The following is a 16,927-nucleotide window of genomic DNA, read 5'->3' on the forward strand; positions in this document are numbered from 1 at the left end:
TCCGCGTGACGACCGATGCCGCCCCCGCGAAGGACGCCGAGGACGCGGCCGCCGCGAACCGATCCGCGGCCAGCACCGTAGAGGCAGCCGTGGAGGCCGCCTTCGAGGACGCCGCCGAGGCCGTCCCCGAACCCGCCCCGCACGCCGTACTCGCCGACCCGACCGGCCCCGCCGGCCCCGCCGCCCCGGCGACGCCCGAGGGCCGCCGCCTCGCCGCACTGCTCGTCGTCGGCGTCGTCCTCGCCGCCTTCAACTTCCGCACCGCCGTCACCAGCGTCGGCGCGATCCTCGCCGAACTGCGCGAGGGCCTCGGCATGTCCGAGACCGTCGCCGGGCTCCTCACCACCCTTCCCGTGCTCGCCTTCGCCGGCCTCGGCGCCCTCGCCCCCCGCCTCGCCCGCCGCTTCGGCCCCCGCCCGCTGCTCACCGGCGCGCTCCTGGTCATGAGCGTCGGCCTCGTCGCCCGCGCCTGGGCACCGAACACCGCGCTCTTCCTCCTCTTCAGCCTCCTCGCCCTCGCCGCCGGGGCCATCGGCAACGTGGCCGTGCCCGTCATCGTCAAGCGCTACTTCCCGCACCGCATCGGCCTCATGACCACCGCGTACTCGACGACGCTCGCGGTCGGCACCGCCGTCGCCGCCGCGGCCACCGCGCCCCTCGACCACCTCCTGGACGACTGGCGGATCGCGCTGGCGGTGTGGGCGCTGCCGGCGCTCGTGGCGATCGTCCCGTGGCTGCTGTGGCGCCCGGGCGCCGCCGCGGCCGGGGTCGCGCCGATCGGGCGCCTGCACGGCGTGCGCCGCTCGCGCCTGGCGTGGACGATGCTGGTGGCCTTCGGCGCGCAGTCGGCCATCGCGTACATCCTCATGGGCTGGACGACGACGATCCTCGCCTCCGACGGCATGAGCGCGGCCGCGGCCGGGACGATGCTCGGCGTGCTCACCGTCGTGCAGATCCCCGTCTCGGTGGTCGTCCCGGTGCTCACGGTCCGCTGGGGCCCGCGCCCGGTGTTCCTGCTGCTCATGGCCTGCTACCCGCCCGCGATCGCCGGGCTCTGGCTCTTCGGCGGCGGGCCGGCGACCTGGCTGTGGATGGCGCTGTTCGGCATCGGGACCTCGGTGTTCCCGCTGATCCTGACCCTGTTCGGGCTGCGGGCCCGCACCCCGGCCGGCACGAGCGCGCTGTCCTCGTTCGCGCAGTCGGGCGGGTACCTCATCGCGGGGGCCGGGCCGCTCGCGGTCGGCTGGGTCTTCGGGCTCACCGGCTCGTGGTCGGTGCCGTTCGGGCTCGTCGGGGCGCTCGCGGTCCTGCTGTTCGCCGCCGGGCTCTACATCACCCGGGAGCGGTACATCGAGGACGAGCTCGCGCCCGCATAACGGACACGGGCCCCACTCGTAGCGGTGAACGGGCGCACCCCCGGTTCCCCCGCGGCCCGGAGCGAACCCGAGTCGTGCCACGATAGTGCTGTGGGCCACAACGTTGTGGAAATCGGGAGGCGATCGTGACCAACGAGGTGCTGTGGCTGCCGCGGACCGACGCGGTGGAGACGACCAACATCGGACGCTTCAGCCAGTGGCTGTCGCGCCGGGAGGAACGCGACCTCACCTCTTATCCCGCGCTGTGGCAGTACTCGGTCGACCACCTGCGCCCGTTCTGGGGCTCGCTGTGGGAGTACTTCGGCCTCGGCGCCACCGTGCCCGAGCACCGGGTCCTCGCCGACGAGTCGATGCCCGACACCGTCTGGTTCCCCGACGAGACCTTCAACTACGCGCGCGCGGTGCTCACCGCGCCGGGCGTGGCCGACGACGACGTGCTCGTGCGCGGCTACTCCGACACCCGCGACCCCGTCGAGTGGACCCTCGCCGACCTGCGCGAGGCCGTCGCCCGCGCCCGTGCCGGGCTCGTGGCGCACGGCGTCCACCGCGGCGACCGCGTCGCGGCCTGGATGCCGAACATCCCCGAGACCTTCGCGCTCATGCTCGCCTCGGCGAGCCTCGGCGCGGTCTTCTCCAGCTGCGCGCCCGAGTTCGGCGCCAAGGCCGTCCTCGACCGCTTCGCGCAGATCGAGCCGAAGGTCCTGGTCGCCGTCGACGGCTACAAGTACGGCGCCAAGTCCATCGACCGCACCGCCGACCTCAAGCGGGTCGTGCGCGGCCTGGAGGGCCTGGGCGCGCTCGTGACCCTCCCGTACCTCGGCACCGAGGTCGAGGGCGAGACCTGGGACCGCTTCTGCGCCTACGACGAGGGCGTGGAGTTCGAGGCACTCACCTTCGACCACCCGCTGTACATCCTGTACTCCTCGGGCACCACGGGCCTGCCGAAGGCCATCGTGCACTCGCACGGCGGCATGGCGATCGAGCACGCCAAGATGCACTCGCTGCACCACGACCTCGGTGTGGGCGACCGGTTCTTCTGGTACTCCACGACCGGCTGGATGATGTGGAACTACCTGGTGTCGGCGCCGATCGTCGGCGCGGGCGTGGTCCTGTTCGACGGGATGCCCGACCCGGCCGGGATGTGGCGCCTCGCCGAGGAGTCGGGCACCACCTTCTTCGGCACCAGCGCGCCGTTCCTCATGGCCTGCCGCTCGCGCGGCATCAAGCCGGGCGAGGAGGCCGACCTCTCGCGCCTGCACGGCATCGGCTCCACCGGCGCCCCGCTCCCGGCCGTCGGCTTCGACTACGTGTACGAATCCATCAGCGCCACCGCGCAGCTCCAGTCGCTCTCGGGCGGCACCGACCTGTGCACCGGGTTCATCGGCGGCGCGCCCACCGTCCCGGTGTGGCGCGGGGAGCTCTCGTGCCGCTGCCTGGGCGCCGACGTCCAGGCCTTCGACCCCGAGGGCCGCCCGCACATCGGCCGCGAGGGCGAGCTCGTCATCGCCTCGCCGATGCCCTCCATGCCCGTGGGCCTGTGGGGCGACCCTCTCAAGCACCGCTACCGGGACACCTACCTCACCGACTTCCCCGGTATCTGGCGCCACGGCGACTGGATCACCATCTCCGACCGCGGCTCGGCGGTCATCTCCGGGCGCAGCGACGCGACCCTGAACCGCGGCGGCGTGCGCATGGGCACCGCCGAGTTCTACGCGGTCGTGGAGGCCGTCGAGGGCGTCGCCGACTCCCTCGTCGTCCACTTGGACGACCCGGGTCAGGACCGCCTGCTGCTCTATGTGGCCTGCACCGAGGGCACGGTCCTCGACGACGACCTGCGACGGCGCATCACCGCGGCCCTGCGCGAGCAGCTCTCGCCGCGGCACGTGCCCGACGAGGTCCGGCAGGTGCCCGCGATCCCGCGCACCCTCAGCGGCAAGAAGGTCGAGGTCCCCGTCAAGAAGATCCTCAAGGGCGTCAAGCCCGAGGAGGCGGTGGACAAGGACGCGCTCGCCGACCCCGAGGCGCTCCGGGCCTTCCTCCGGGCTTGAACGGCGCCCCGGCCCGCGCTCCGAAGCGGTCGCGAGGCCTGAGTGACACGGGGCGCCAAAGGCCCGATTTCCTTCTGCGGCAAGGGAAATCACTTGGGTGTGTGCCCGATCGCAGGCGGCCGGTGGCTAATATGTTCCGAGTCGCCCCGGTCGGTTTCCCCCGTAGCCGCCGGGGCGGCGTGCTGCCCTCCGGGCCCGTGCCCGGCGTCCCCCGCCGCCCGAGCGCGGCCGGGCGCGCCGCCGCCTGTGCTCCAATGGTCGGCGTGACTGACGAGACGGCGCCCGAACCCGGCGCAACCGGCGCGGACCTCGCCTCTGAGGACCCCGCGTCCGAGGAGGTCGGGGTCGGCCCCTGGGAGGGCCCGCCGCCTGCGGGCGACCACTACGACCCCGAACTGCTGCGCCTGGGCGACCGGCGCAACGTGGTCGACGCCTACCGCTACTGGCGCCGCGAGGCGATCGTGGCCGACCTCGACGCCCGCCGCCACGACTTCCACGTCGCCATCGAGAACTGGCAGCACGACTTCAACATCGGCACCGTCGTCCGCAACGCCAACGCCTTCCTCGCGAAGTCCGTCCACATCGTCGGCAGGCGCCGCTGGAACCGCCGCGGCGCGATGGTCACCGACCGCTACCAGCACGTCGAACACCACGCCACCGTCGAGGACTTCGTGGCATGGGCGGCGGGGGAGGGCCTGGCGGTCGTGGGCATCGACAACCTGCCCGGCTCGGTCCCCATCGAGACCACCTCCCTGCCGCGGCGGGCCGTCCTGGTCTTCGGCCAGGAGGGGCCCGGACTGTCCGAACCGGTCCGCGAGGCCTGCGCGATGGTCTGCTCGATCACCCAGTTCGGATCGACCCGCTCGATCAACGCGGGCGTCGCCAGCGGGATCGCCTTGCACGCGTGGGTGAGGGAACACGTGTTCGGACAGCGCCCCGGCGCCTGAGCCGCTCGGTCGGAAATCCGACCCCGGCCGGGTCCCCGTTCGTCGCACCGCGGTGGCACTCTGGAGACCTGGCCGCGCGACGGTGCTCAATGCCGAGCCCGGTGCTCAAAGCGGAGCGCGGTCGCGGCGATTGTCGGATACCGGACGCTTCCATAGGGCCGGTACCGGCGATGCGCCTACATTGAGCCAAGGGTGGGTGACTTGGGGTAAGCTCCCCCGTGGTACAAGCGAATAGGTCGAACCGCTGGTAGACGGCGGCGTCGGGCGACAGTGGAGCCTCAGGGCGACAGCGCTTCCCGGCACGGTCCGATCGGTGCACACCGAAGGGGCCCTTCACAAAACTGAAAGCCGAGTCATGCTCGTACGGTAGACTCGTGCAAGCCTGCGCCAGACGAAGGATCGGCCAGGACCCTTGACGGGAGGGGTGAGGAAGTTGAAGAAGTTTCTGACATGGGGCGGACTAGCGTTCCTGGTGTTCTTTGTAGCCTTCAGGCCAGGTGAAGCTAGTGACGTCGTCAGCAACCTCGCCGGCGGAATCCTCGATGCCGCAAACGGTTTCGCGGCGTTCTTCACGAACCTCGTGACCTGACGACGGCGACACCATGACCGATTCCGGTGCAGGCGGCTCGGGGGACAACAAGGACACCGAGCCGCTGGAGCCCCCCAGTCCCCGCGCCCCCTCCGACGGTCCCGCCCCGGGCGCCGATTCCCCCACCCGGGAATACCAGTTCCCCGCCGGCGTGGCCGGCTCCGCCCCCGCCACCGCCGCGAGCGACATCGACGGCGTCCGCTTCGACGACGGCCTCACCGTCGGCCTGCTCTCGGGCCCGCGCACGGTCACCGTCCCCGACGTGCCGTCCCCCATCTCCGCCCGCTACCTCTTCCCGACCGAGAAGTACCGCGGCGAGTGGCGCCGGCACTGGATCCACCTCATGCCGTGGCTCGTCATCGGCACGCTCGCGACCTTCATCATGGGGCTCGTCTCCGGCCTGCTCACCAGGGCCGACTTCGAGAACCGCGACACCGCCCTGTGGGCCACCGTCCTCGTCTGGCTCGCCGTCCTCGGCTTCGTGGGCTGGAAGCTCCTGGACTGGTACATGGACCGGTTCATCCTGACCAACAAGCGCATCATGCTCATCCAGGGCGTCATCACCCGTTCGGTCGCCATGATGCCGCTCGGGCGCGTCACCGACATGAAGTACTCGCAGACGCCCATGGGCCGGATGCTCAACTACGGTGAGTTCATCATCGAGTCCGCGGGCCAGGACCAGGCCCTGCGGAACGTCCCGCACCTGCCGAACCCCAACGAGCTGTACCTCCAGATGTGCGAGGAGATGTACGAGCCCGAGGCGGTCGACGAGCGCGAGGCCGAACCCGAGGAGGACCTCATCCCCGAGGACGCCCTCAGCAAGGACGACGCCTGAGCCGCAACGGCTCTCACGCAACGCGAACGCACCGACACCCGCCGGGCCCCCCGGCGGGTGTCGCGCTTCCCGGGCCATGACGCCCGTCGCGCCCCCGGGTGCCGGGACACACCCGATTGCAGATACTTCGTATACTCACGTAGCACCAACCCTCGGTTGCCGATGACACCCATCTTTTGGCAGAATTCCGCCCTACGGGGCAACCGCCCACCGGGGGTAAGTCGTCTGTTGTTCGACCCCCTCAGGGAGACTCGTGAGCGAGGCCAAATCGTCCCAGGACGAGGAGTTCCGCGAGTACGTGGCGGCGCGCTCGGCCGCGCTGCACCGTGCGGCGTATCTCCTCACGGGGAACTGGGCGACAGCGGAGGACCTGGTGCAGACGACCTTGACGAAGACCTACCTGGCATGGGGCCGGATCAGGACCACTGATTCGGTCGACGCCTATGCCCGCCGCATCCTCTACAACACCAACGCCTCCTGGTGGCGCAAGCGCTCCAACCGCGAGAAGCCCACCGAGGTCTTCGAGGACCGCCCCGACCTCTCCCGCGACTTCACCGAGCACACCGCCATGCGCGACGCCATGTGGCGCCACATCGCGGCCCTCCCCAAGCGCCAGCGCGCGGTCCTCGTCCTCCGCTACTACGAGCACCGCACCGACCCGCAGATCGCCGACACCCTCGGCATCTCCGTCGGCACCGTCAAGAGCCAGGCCTCCCGCGCGCTCGCGGGCCTGCGCAAGCGCCTCGGCTCGCCCGCGGCCGCGCTCGGCCTGGCGATGGAACCGAAGGAGGCGGCGTGAGCGAGGACCTCGAAACACTGCTGCGCAGCGGCCTGGCGCAGGTCGCCGAGGCCGCGCCCGACTACGACGACCCCGGCCTGGCCGACGCCGCCATCGCCGGCGCGGGCCGCATCCGCCGCCGCAGACGCGTCGGCGCCGCCGCAGGCGGCACCGGCCTGCTCGTGCTCGGCGCCGCCGCGTTCGTGTGGCAGCCCTGGACCGCCCCCGTGTCCCCCGACGAGGGCGTGATCGCGGGCGACACGTCCACCAGCCAGGCCCAGACCGAGTTCGACCTGGAGTTCGCGGTCCTGGACACCACGGGCGGCTACGAGGTCCTCACCGAGGATGACGAGCGGCTCGCGATCGGTGAGGAACTGCCCGAGAACGTCTACGGCATGACCGACTCCTACCTCGTCGAGACCGCCGACGCCGCGACCGTCTACGCCGGCGACGGCAGTGTCAGCGACCCGTACGCGATGTCCTACGACGCCTACGTCAAGGTCAACACCGGCGGCGGCGAGTTCGCGATCGTGACGCCCACCACGGATTTCACCTCCGAGGAGTACCGGCTCGCCGACGTCCTCGTCGAAGGCGGCGAGGCGCCGCGGACCTTCACCACCAGCTTCGACATCACGCTCACCGACTGGAGCGACTCCACGGCCGTCTTCACCGCCGAGCTCTGGTCCTCCACCGCCGGGGAGACCTCCTCGGCCTTCATGTTCAACGACAGCCTCGACCTGGGGCTGGAGACGGTCGCCCAGGCCGGGTTCCAGTCGGTGGTCCTCACCGACCAGAGCGATCCGAACTACGTCTGCGTGGCCGACCTCGACCCCGAAGCAGGGACCTCCAGCGACAAGGAGTCGTGCGGGTACGCCGACGACCAGGAGCTCCAAGCCGGACTCGTCGATGCCGCGGATGACCCCGACTCGCCCGAACTCATGGCGCAGGCCGTCGGTCGGGCGAGCAATAGTTTCGACGGTGACACCCTCATGAACACCGATGCGGCGTACGAAGCCGCCGACGCCGAAGGGTTCTACGAGTACGAGGGGCAGTGGTCCGACCCGAAGGGCCGCTGGCAGATCGCCGGCAATCCGGGGGACGCGAGCTGGAAGCTCCTCGACCTGGAAGGGGAGGAGCCGGTCATCACCGAGCTCGCGATCCCGTCCGGGGCCGTCCTGCCCGTCCTCGACTACGCCTGACCTGCGGCACGGCCCCGGCTGAGCCGCACGTAACACGAGTGGGCGAATCCGGGGCTGTGACCTGGTGAACTTGCCATACTCGCAGCGTGGGTGGAGTCGAATATTTCCTGACCGTGGCGGTGACGCTGTTCGTCATCATGGACCCTCCGGGGATCGTGCCGATCTATCTGGCGCTGACGGGGACCATGGACCAGCGCCAGCGCAGCCGCGCGGCGCTCCAGGCGACGTGCCTGTCGCTCGGCGTGATCACGCTGTTCGCCCTCCTGGGCCAGCAGATCATCAGCTACCTGCACATCGACCTCGCCGCGCTCCAGGGCGCGGGCGGCCTCCTGCTCCTGCTGGTGGCCCTCCAGCTCCTCACCGGCAAGGCCGACGACCCGAACGAGGCGGCCACCTCGAACATCGCGCTCGTCCCCCTCGGCACCCCGCTCCTCGCCGGCCCCGGCGCGATCGTCGCGGTCATCCTGTTCGTGAAGCAGGCGGAGTCCAACGTCGACTACCTCTGGATCGCGCTGGCGATCGTCGTCATCCACGTCTCGATCTTCCTGGTCATGCGCTTCTCCGGCTTCCTGGTGAAGATCCTGCGCCGCGGCGGCATCGAGGTCCTCACCCGCATCGCCGGCGTCCTCCTCGCGGCCATCGCCGTCCAACTCATCGCCGACGCCGTCATGGGCTACGTCGCCGTGTTCGAAAGTTCCGCCGGCGCTTCCGTTTGGTGATCGCTTTAGGGTTCAATTGAATCCATGACGACGATTCTGGATCTGCCGGTTCACCCCTTGGCGGTGCACGCCCCGATCATCCTGGTCGCCCTGCTGGTGCTGTTCGGCCTGCTGTACCTGTTCGTGCCGCCACTGCGGCAGCGGGTCGGGTGGGTGGTGGCCGTGCTGCTGTTCGCCGCGCCCGCTTCGGCGTACGGATCGATCTGGAGCGGCGAGCAGCTCGCGAACTACCTGTCCGGGGGCAACGCCTGGAGCGAGGCGATCGAGCAGCACCAGGACTACGGCTGGTGGCTGCTGTGGACGCTGGTGGCGCTCATCCCGGTGTGGGGCCTGTTCGCCGGCCTCGACCGCGGCCGCAGGACCGCGCTCAAGCGCGGCGGCGACGCGCCGAAGCCCTCGGAGGACGGCGACACGGTCGCGGTCGCCTCGGACGACCCGGCCGCCGCGGGGCGGAAGGTCGTCATGTTCGTGGTCGGGATCATCGCGCTCGCGCTGCTGCTGCTCGCCGCGTTCCTGATCTTCCAGTCGGGCCACTCGGGCGCGGACATGAAGTGGGGCGGCACGGTTCAGTAGCCCTGTACGGAAGAGCGGCTCCGACCGAATGGTCGGGGCCGCTTCGTCGTCGGGTCTCAGCCGTTGAGGAGGCCGATGACGAGGACGGTGAACATGAGGGCCACCGAGACCAGGGTGATCCAGTGGGTCACGAGGCGGGCCCGCTGTTCGTCGGCGTTGATCGCGGCGTGGTCCTGCGGGGGCAGGCGCCGCGGCTCGCCGGTGAGGGCCACGGACTCGACCCGCCAGCCCGGCGGCGGCGGGACGTTCACGGGCGGCCCTTCGTAGGCGGGGAGATCGGACCGGTCGCTCATGGGAGCAGCCTAACGCCGCGAGGCGACCCCGTGCGCGGCCAGGCCGAGGGGCCGCCGGTTCCGGGGCGCTCGATTTGAAGGCGCGCGGTTTGAGGGTGCGCAGTTCCAGGGCCCGGTTTGAGGGAGCACTGGCGAGTCGTGGGAGCGGGGTTCTCGGGCCCCCGGTTTTCTAGAGTGCCCGGCGGGTGCGACAGAAAGGCCGTGGCGTGTTGTCACCCGATCGGGTGACAACACGCCACGGCCTTCAGTCTGCGCGGCGCTTACCGCTAGTCCTCGCCGGTCTGGCGGTCGCTGCTGCCGTTGGGACGGCGGCGGCGACGGCGCCTGCGGGCCGGGGCGTCGCCCTCGCCCTCGGCGCGGGGGGCCGGGTCGGTGCGCGGGGCGCGCTCGGGGGCGGCCTCGCGGGGAGCGGCGGCCTCGCCCTCGGTGCGGACGCGGCGGCGCTGGCGGTTGCGGGGGGCCGGGGCCTCGCCGCTCTCGCCGGTGGTGCCGCGCTCCTCGTTGGAGGCGCCCCGGCCGCCGCCGCGGCGGTCGCCGTCACCGCGGCCCCTGCCGCGGTCGCCGCCGCCGCGCGGGCCGCGTCCGCGGCCGCGACCGGACTTGCGGGCGTCGCCTTCCACGTTCTCCTCGCGCTCGGCGCTCAGGCCGTCGCGCTTGCGCAGCTCGCTCGGCAGCGCCGAGGGGGCGCCCTCGGGGATGTCGAGGTCGGTGTAGATGTGCTCGGAGGTGTGGTAGGTCTCCACCGGCTCGCCGATGTCGAGGCCGTTGGCCTTGACGATGATCTTCCAGCGGGGCAGGTCCTCCCAGGTCAGGAAGGTCACGGCGATGCCGGTCGCGCCCGCGCGGCCGGTGCGGCCGATGCGGTGCACGTACGTCTCGGCCTCTTCGGGCGAGTCGTAGTTGATCACGTGGGTGATGTCGGGGACGTCGATGCCGCGGGCGGCCACGTCGGTCGCCACGAGCACGTCGATCTTGCCGGAGCGGAAGGCCCGCAGGGCCCGCTCGCGCGCGTTCTGGCCGAGGTCGCCGTGGACCGAGCCGACCGCGAAGCCGCGGAAGTCGAGCTCGTCGGCGAGCTTCTGCGCGGCGCGCTTGGTGCGGCAGAACATGATCGTCAGGCCGCGGCCGCGGGCCTGGAGGATCCGGGCGGCGACTTCGACCTTGTTGAGCGCGTGGGTCATGTAGACCAGCTGGCGGGTGTTGTTGGCCGCCTCCTGGTCGGGGCCGGTCACGTCGGCGGCCACCGTCATCGGGCGGTGCATGTGGCGGCGCGAGAGCGACATGATCGTGTCGGGCATCGTCGCCGAGAACAGCATGGTCTGGCGCTCGACGGGCAGGAGCTTGAGGATCTTCTCGACGTCCTCGGAGAAGCCGAGGTCGAGCATCCGGTCGGCCTCGTCGAGGACGCAGTGCGCGATCTTGTCGAGCTTGATGTGCTTGGACTTGTAGAGGTCCAGCAGGCGCCCGGGGGTGCCGACGATGATGTCGACGCCGGACTTGAGGGCCTCGACCTGGGGCTCGTAGGCGCGGCCGCCGTAGATCGGCAGGACCCGGATGTCGCGGGTCTTGCCCGCGTCCTCAAGGTCGCGTGCGACCTGGAGGCCGAGCTCGCGGGTGGGGACCAGGATCAGCGCCTGCGGCTTGCCGTCGGCGCCCTCCTCGGCGGAGGTGATCTGGTCGATGATCGGCAGGCCGAACCCGAAGGTCTTGCCGGTGCCGGTGGGGGCGCGGCCGATGATGTCCGAGCCGCGGAGCGCGATCGGGATCGCGTACTCCTGGATGGCGAATGCCCGCTCGATGCCAAGGGCCGCAAGGGCCTCGATGGTCTCATCGCGGACACCCAGCTGGGCGAAAGTCGGCCCCTCGTTCTTGGGCCGGTCGTTGTTCACTTCGTTCACTCTGTTCACCTCGTGGCGGAGGACGTCACCAGATCCGGGGAACTCGGCGCCACATCATGTCTCGTCACACAGCGGCGACGACCGCCGGATTCGGGAAGTCGCCGCTTCGCAGGAGCGGCACGGCGCCTGGCGCCGTGACCGCATCGAGGACCGCTCTCGCAATCGTCGAAGACTCGTCTCGCGAGCTTCGTCAAGGGGACTGCCACGTCGTGGCCGCGGTCGCTCCCGACCATCCTACGCTCTCCGGACCCGTTCGTCTCGGTGCGCCGTTCCCGACCCGCCTCGAAGGTGGCCGGACTCACCCTTATGAGACCCTTCTGGCCTGCGAAGACGCCTCGGAAGCCGGTGCGGCGGCGACACCGCGAAGACGAACGGCGCTCCGGGCCAGTGGTAACCTGCCCCCGTGTCCGAGACAACTGATCCCGCCGCCGGCCCCGACGGCCCGGTCCCCGCGGCCCCGGCCCCCGGCCGCGAATCCGTCATCGACCTCCTTGGCCTGCTTGCACTCGGCGAACTCCTCGCCTTCGAGCGGATGGTCTTCGACGCCCGCCTCGCCCCCGACCTCGCCCGCCGCGCCGCCCTCTCGGAGGCGGCCGTGGGTGAGATTCGCAACTACCGGCTCCTCGCCGACCGCCTCGCCGAGCTCGGGGCCGACCCCGCCGAGGCCATGGCCCCGTTCAAGGAGGCCTTCCGCTCCTTCGACGCCTCCACCTCGCCCCGCGACTGGCTCGAAGCGCTCGTGAAGGTCCACCTCGGCGACGCCGTCGCCGACGACTTCATCCGCGCCGTCTCCGCCGGGCTCGAAGAGGGCGACCGCGAGCTCATCGCGACCGTCCTCGCCGAGACCGCCGCCGCGGACCTGGCCGCCGAGGAGATCCGCGCCGCCGTCAAGGCCGACCCGGCCGTCACCGGCCGCCTGTCGCTGTGGGCCCGCCGCCTCGTCGGCGAGGGCATCAACCGCGCCCAGGGCGTCGCGGCCGCCAACGAGCGCCTCACCGGCCTCATCGTCGGCGACGGCGGCACCCTCGACGCCCTCCTGCGCCGCCTCACACGCGCGCACCAGGACCGGATGAAATCCGTCGGCTTGAACAACTGACGGCCCGGTCCGCAAGGGCCGTTACCGAATCGAGACGAAACGGCCGCAACTGGTCCCTCCGTCTCCCGCGTCTTGGGGGCGGAGGAGGACACAAACATGCGGCTCACGAAAAGCCATGTCGTCAGCGGGGTGCTCGCCCTCGCGCTGCTCGGCGCCACGGGTACCGCCTGGTACTTCGCAGCGCAGGCGCGCACCCCGGCGCAGCGCGCCGAGGAGACGAGCGCACCCGACGACAGCGTGATCACGGTCCGGGTGGACCAGGATCAGCTCATCGACACCTTGGAATTCGACGCGGTCCTCGACCGCACCGGGGACTTCGCCGTCCCCGCGCCCAACCCCCCCGAGGGGATCGAGACCGCGCTGGCCTCGAAGATCCCCCTGAAAGTGGGCGACGAGGTCAAGGCGGGAACCGTCCTGCTGGAGGTCTCCGGCCGCCCGATGATCGCCCTCAAGGGCGACGTGCCCGCCTACCGCGACCTCGTCGAGGGCGACACGGGCCCCGACGTCGAGCAGCTCCAGAAGGCGCTCGCATCCCTGTACGGCACCCCGACCACCGGCACCTTCGACTCGCGCACCGCCTCGGACCTCGAGAAGCTCTACGACCACGCCGGCTACGACCCGGCCGTCCTCGAAGAGGAGGTCGAGCAGGACCCGCCGCCCGAGAGCGAAGGCGAGACCGACGGGACCGGCGAGGACGCCGAGACCGAGGAGAACATCGGCGGCGCCCAGACGACCACGGTGGAGCGGGCCAAGCTCCCGGCCTCCGAGGTCGTGTTCCTGCCCGAGCTGCCCATGCAGGTCAGCAAGGTCAACGTCAAGCAGTCCGCGCCCGTCGGCGAGGAGGCCGTCCTGGTCCTCGCCTCCGGCGACTGGAAGCTGGAGGCCAAGCTGGACTCCGAGGCCGCCGCCGAACTCAACAAGCTCGGCGGGGAAGCCGAACTCGAATACGGCTCGGGCCCCCTCGAAGGCCAGGAGGTCGGCGAGTTCGAACTCGACGTCCGCGAGGAGGAGGGCGAGTCCGAGGGCTGGGAGGAAGAGGCCCCGACCGTCGAGAACACCTACGCCGTCTTCGAGTTCGACGAGGACAAGATCGAGGACCTCGACGAGCTCGCCCCCGGCGAGGAGCAGGAGCTGACCCTCGTCCGCGCCCGCTCCGCCGAGGACGCCCTCATCGTGCCGCTCTCGGCACTGTGGACCGACGCCGAGGACCGCACCATGATCACCGTCCTCGAAGGCGACGACGCCACCGAACGCCACGTCGAGGTCGAGGTGACCTTGCGCCACGAGGGCCGCGGCGTGGTCGAACCAGTCGAGGACGAGCTCGCGAAGGGCGACAAGGTCGTGATCGCCTGGCGCGACCGGGGCAACGGCTGATGGCACGCAAGCGCCGCGAACCCGAGACCGACACCGAACTGCTCGAATATGTCACCCCCGGCGAGGAATCGGCGCCCACCGGCCGCGCGGCCCGCAAGGCCGCCAAGGCCGAGCGGAAAGCCGAGCGGAAGGCGCGCGCCGAGGCCGAGAAGCTCCTGCCGAAGGCCAAGGGCCGCTTCGGCGTCCGCAGCATGGGCATCGCCTACGAGGCGTTCCAGTCCCTGCGCGGGCGCACCATGCGCACCTGGATGACCGCCATCGGCATCGCCCTCGGCATCGCCGCCACGGTCGCCACCGTCGGGCTCTCGTCCACATCGGCCGCCGCCATCGCCGAGCGCTTCGACGCCACCGAGGCCACCCAGGTCACCGTCTCGTTCTCGAACAACATGCGCGACGCCGGGTACGCCCCCGACCTCGAATCCTCCGAACGGGTGCGGGGCATCCACGGCGTCGTCGACGCCGGGATCTTCTGCGCCGCGGGGGAGGAGCGGACCGCCTCGCGCACCGAGTCCCAGGACTACGCCCGCGACGTCCCCGTCTTCGGCATGGAGCCGGGCGCGATGGAGGCCTACGGCTTCACCTTCACCCAGGGCGCCGCCTTCGACGCCGGGCACGTCGCCCGCGACGACCGCGTCGCCGTCATCGACGAGTCCGCCGCCCGCGACCTCGGCTACTCCTCCCTGGAGGGCGGGCCGATGATCTACATCGAAGGCGAGGAGTACGCGCTCGTCGGCGTCTACCAGGCGCCCGAGGGCGAGGCCAAGCTCACCGGCGCCGTCGTCATCCCTCCGACCCCCTGCACCGAGGCCGACCCGGACTACGCCGCGGCCCAGGTGTTCATCCGCACCGACCTCGGCGCCGCCGACAAGGTCGCCGAGACCGCCCCCACCGCGGTCTTCCCCGAAGGCGCCGACAACCTCTCGGTGTCCAAGCCCTCCGATCTGCGCAGCTTCCGCAAGGGCGTCGAGAACGAGATGCAGGCCCTCCTGCTCGGCCTCGCGGCCGTCTCCCTCGTCATCGGCGCCGTCTCGGTCTCCAACACCGCGCTCGTCTCGGTCATGGAGCGCCGCTCCGAGATCGGCCTGCGCCGCGCCGTCGGCGCCGCCAGACGCGCGGTGGCGATGCAGTTCGTCTGGGAGTCGACCCTCATCGGGCTCATCGGCGGCCTCTTCGGCACCGTCCTGGGCGTCAACGTCACCGCGCTCGTCTCGCTCATGCGCGACTGGCAGATCGTCTTCGACCCGTCCCTGTTCGCCGCCGGACCCGTCATCGGCGCCGTCGTCGGCGTCGTCGCGGGCGTCTACCCGGCCTGGCGCGCCAGCCGCATCCCCCCGGCGGTGACCCTCCGGGCCTGACACTCGTTACACCCGCGTGCCGATCACCGACGACGCCCGCGACCTGTTCCTGCCCGCCGCCTGCGCCTCCTGCCGGAGCGCGTCGGCGGCGGGCTTCGGCCTGTGCCCCGACTGCGCCGCCGACCTCGCGGCCCTGCGCCCGCTCCTGGCCGCCCCCGCCGTGCGCGGCGCCCCGCCCGTCGTCGCCGCCGGACCCTACGCCGGCACCCTCGCCGAAGCCCTGAACGAGTACAAGGAGCGCTCCAGGCGCGAACTCGCCCCCGCCCTCGGCGCCCTGCTCGGACGCGCCCTCGCCGTCGTCGCCGCCGAGGTCCCCGGCGCGGTCCTCGTCCCCGTCCCGCCCACCCGCGCCGCCCGCCGCGCCCGCGGCTTCGACCACGTCGCCGCCGCCTGCGCCGCCGTACCCGGGCGCCCGCCCGTCCACGCGTGCCTGCGGGCCCTGCCCAGGCCCGACTCGGTCGGCCTCACCCCGCGCGGGCGCCTGGCCGCCGCGACGGCGAGCCTGCGCGCACGGCCCCGGGCCGCCGCCGCGCTGGCGGCCACCGGGGCGCCCGCGATCCTCGTCGACGACGTCGTGACGACCGGCGCGACCCTGCACGCGGCCGCGCGGGCCCTGGCGGGCGCCGGTGTCGCCGTCCCCGCGGCGGTCTGCGTCGCCGCGGCCTGAGTTGCGGGAGGTGTGACGATCCCGCTTTCGGGTATTCGTTCCGCTGTCAGGTCCCCGACAGCGCCGGTCGACGGTTCGGCCACGAATGCGAAGACTTATCTCGGTTACGCGGAAACGCACGCGCGCACCGCGCGGCGCGTTGGAGAATTCGTGTAGCCGAAGGGTCGACTTTCGGTGATGGAGGGGTTAGTCTCAAAATCTCAGATCGGTAACGAGACGGCTGAGGCCAGATGGACATTCACTGGACCAGAAGTGAACTCCCCCAGGGAGTTCCGGCCAGGCTCCGCGAGCCGGGCCGGGACGGGGGACGCACGCGCCGCAGCCCGTCCCACCCGTGAGAGGAGGTCGATCCTTCCGCCGTACCGGATCTTCGGCTCCGGACCCAGCAGTTCAGCATCGTCAGCATCCCCCCGCGCAGAGCGGGATGCATCTGGGAGGTTCAGAGGTGGACATCGTCGTCAAGGGCCGCAACGTGGAAGTGCCCGACCACTACCGCGAGCTCGTCGAGGAGAAGATCGAATCCAAGATCGCGAAGTACCTCGCCCGGTACGACGGGGAAGCGATCGACATCGACGTCGAGCTCTATCACGAGCCGAACCCCCGCCAGGCCGACCACGCCCAGCGCGTCGAGATCACCTGCCGCCCCAAGGGGACGGTCATCCGCGCCGAGGCCTGCGCCGGAGACTTCCGGTCCGCCTTTGAGCTGGCGGTGACCAAGCTCGGGCACCAGCTCCGCAAGACCTCCGACCGCAAGCGGATCCACCGCGGCGGCTCCAAGTCGCCGATGTCGGTCGCCGAGGCGACCTCGAACGGCAGCGGGCCCGCGGCCTCGGCCGCGACGCTGCTCGCCGAGCCCGGTGAGCGGACCGAGGCGCGGTTCATTTCCGAGGACGTCGACCACTACGAGGGCCTGGTCGAGGACGAGATGCCCGGCCGGATCGCCCGCGAGAAGATTCACCCCGGCGAGCCGATGACCGTCGACGACGCCCTCCAGAACATGGAGCTCGTCGGCCACGACTTCTACCTGTTCCACGACAAGGAGAGCGGGCGCCCGTCGGTGGTCTACCGCCGCCGCGCCTTCGACTACGGCCTGCTCCGCCTCGACCTCTAGCGTTCCCGCCAGGGAACGCACGAGGCCCCGGGCTCGCGCCCGGGGCCTCGTCTCACTTCGGTCAGAGGG

The 16,927-nt window shown here is 71.4% G+C and carries 16 protein-coding genes; 14 read left to right on the top strand and 2 right to left on the bottom strand.

Annotated elements, in window-relative coordinates:
- Positions 1–5 precede the first annotated feature (5 nt).
- The 9 genes from E9998_RS00715 (at position 6) to E9998_RS00750 (ending at position 9,064) form a co-directional block, all read left to right on the top strand.
- The gene (locus E9998_RS00715; RefSeq protein ID WP_240037445.1) at positions 6–1,376 is read left to right on the top strand and encodes an MFS transporter; all 1,371 of its coding nucleotides are present in this window, start codon (positions 6–8) and stop codon (positions 1,374–1,376) included.
- A gap of 125 nt (positions 1,377–1,501) precedes the next feature.
- Positions 1,502–3,424 (top strand): acetoacetate--CoA ligase, encoded by a 1,923-nt coding sequence (locus E9998_RS00720; protein WP_240037446.1) that lies wholly within the window; start codon positions 1,502–1,504, stop codon positions 3,422–3,424.
- A gap of 254 nt (positions 3,425–3,678) precedes the next feature.
- A complete protein-coding gene (locus E9998_RS00725) occupies positions 3,679–4,371 on the top strand; it encodes a TrmH family RNA methyltransferase (RefSeq protein WP_136527788.1) in 693 nt (230 codons plus the stop codon).
- Between the two features lie 424 nt (positions 4,372–4,795).
- Entirely contained in the window at positions 4,796–4,960 is a 165-nt protein-coding gene (locus tag E9998_RS25080; protein WP_158299657.1) for a hypothetical protein, read from the top strand.
- Between the two features lie 13 nt (positions 4,961–4,973).
- The gene (locus E9998_RS26625; RefSeq protein WP_136527789.1) at positions 4,974–5,795 is read left to right on the top strand and encodes a PH domain-containing protein; all 822 of its coding nucleotides are present in this window, start codon (positions 4,974–4,976) and stop codon (positions 5,793–5,795) included.
- A 253-nt stretch (positions 5,796–6,048) separates the two neighbouring features.
- Positions 6,049–6,594 (top strand): SigE family RNA polymerase sigma factor, encoded by a 546-nt coding sequence (locus E9998_RS00735; protein ID WP_136527790.1) that lies wholly within the window; start codon positions 6,049–6,051, stop codon positions 6,592–6,594.
- On the top strand, positions 6,591–7,772 hold the full coding sequence (locus E9998_RS00740; RefSeq protein ID WP_136527791.1) for a hypothetical protein: 1,182 nt from the start codon (positions 6,591–6,593) through the stop codon (positions 7,770–7,772). The genes E9998_RS00735 and E9998_RS00740 overlap by 4 nt, the downstream gene beginning before the upstream one ends.
- Positions 7,773–7,858: 86 nt before the next feature.
- Positions 7,859–8,491 carry a MarC family protein gene (locus E9998_RS00745; RefSeq protein WP_240037448.1) on the top strand — a complete coding sequence of 211 codons (633 nt, stop codon included), beginning with the start codon at positions 7,859–7,861 and terminating at the stop codon, positions 8,489–8,491.
- Positions 8,492–8,515: 24 nt separating this feature from the next.
- The gene (locus E9998_RS00750; protein ID WP_136527792.1) at positions 8,516–9,064 is read left to right on the top strand and encodes a hypothetical protein; all 549 of its coding nucleotides are present in this window, start codon (positions 8,516–8,518) and stop codon (positions 9,062–9,064) included.
- A gap of 56 nt (positions 9,065–9,120) precedes the next feature.
- Here the strand turns inward: E9998_RS00750 and E9998_RS00755 are convergent, their stop codons facing one another.
- Both E9998_RS00755 and E9998_RS00760 read right to left on the bottom strand, forming a co-directional pair.
- Positions 9,121–9,357: a hypothetical protein gene (locus E9998_RS00755; protein ID WP_136527793.1), complete on the bottom strand. Its 237-nt coding sequence runs from the start codon at positions 9,355–9,357 to the stop codon at positions 9,121–9,123.
- A gap of 266 nt (positions 9,358–9,623) precedes the next feature.
- The gene (locus tag E9998_RS00760) at positions 9,624–11,255 is read right to left on the bottom strand and encodes a DEAD/DEAH box helicase (protein ID WP_240037449.1); all 1,632 of its coding nucleotides are present in this window, start codon (positions 11,253–11,255) and stop codon (positions 9,624–9,626) included.
- A 403-nt stretch (positions 11,256–11,658) separates the two neighbouring features.
- On the opposite strand from E9998_RS00760, the gene E9998_RS00765 reads away from it, so the two are divergent.
- From E9998_RS00765 to hpf, 5 genes are all read left to right on the top strand, one after another.
- A complete protein-coding gene (locus E9998_RS00765) occupies positions 11,659–12,351 on the top strand; it encodes a ferritin-like fold-containing protein (protein ID WP_192907022.1) in 693 nt (230 codons plus the stop codon).
- 96 nt (positions 12,352–12,447) lie between these two features.
- A complete protein-coding gene (locus tag E9998_RS00770; RefSeq protein ID WP_136527795.1) occupies positions 12,448–13,725 on the top strand; it encodes a peptidoglycan-binding domain-containing protein in 1,278 nt (425 codons plus the stop codon).
- Positions 13,725–15,080 carry an ABC transporter permease gene (locus E9998_RS00775; protein ID WP_136527796.1) on the top strand — a complete coding sequence of 452 codons (1,356 nt, stop codon included), beginning with the start codon at positions 13,725–13,727 and terminating at the stop codon, positions 15,078–15,080. The genes E9998_RS00770 and E9998_RS00775 overlap by 1 nt, the downstream gene beginning before the upstream one ends.
- A 16-nt stretch (positions 15,081–15,096) precedes the next feature.
- Positions 15,097–15,747: a ComF family protein gene (locus E9998_RS00780; protein WP_136527797.1), complete on the top strand. Its 651-nt coding sequence runs from the start codon at positions 15,097–15,099 to the stop codon at positions 15,745–15,747.
- A gap of 445 nt (positions 15,748–16,192) precedes the next feature.
- Positions 16,193–16,858 carry a ribosome hibernation-promoting factor, HPF/YfiA family gene (gene hpf / locus E9998_RS00785; RefSeq protein ID WP_136527798.1) on the top strand — a complete coding sequence of 222 codons (666 nt, stop codon included), beginning with the start codon at positions 16,193–16,195 and terminating at the stop codon, positions 16,856–16,858.
- Positions 16,859–16,927: the final 69 nt, after the last annotated feature.

This window comes from Glycomyces paridis, from assembly GCF_004912155.1.
Classification (GTDB): Bacteria; Actinomycetota; Actinomycetes; order Mycobacteriales; family Micromonosporaceae; genus Glycomyces; species Glycomyces paridis.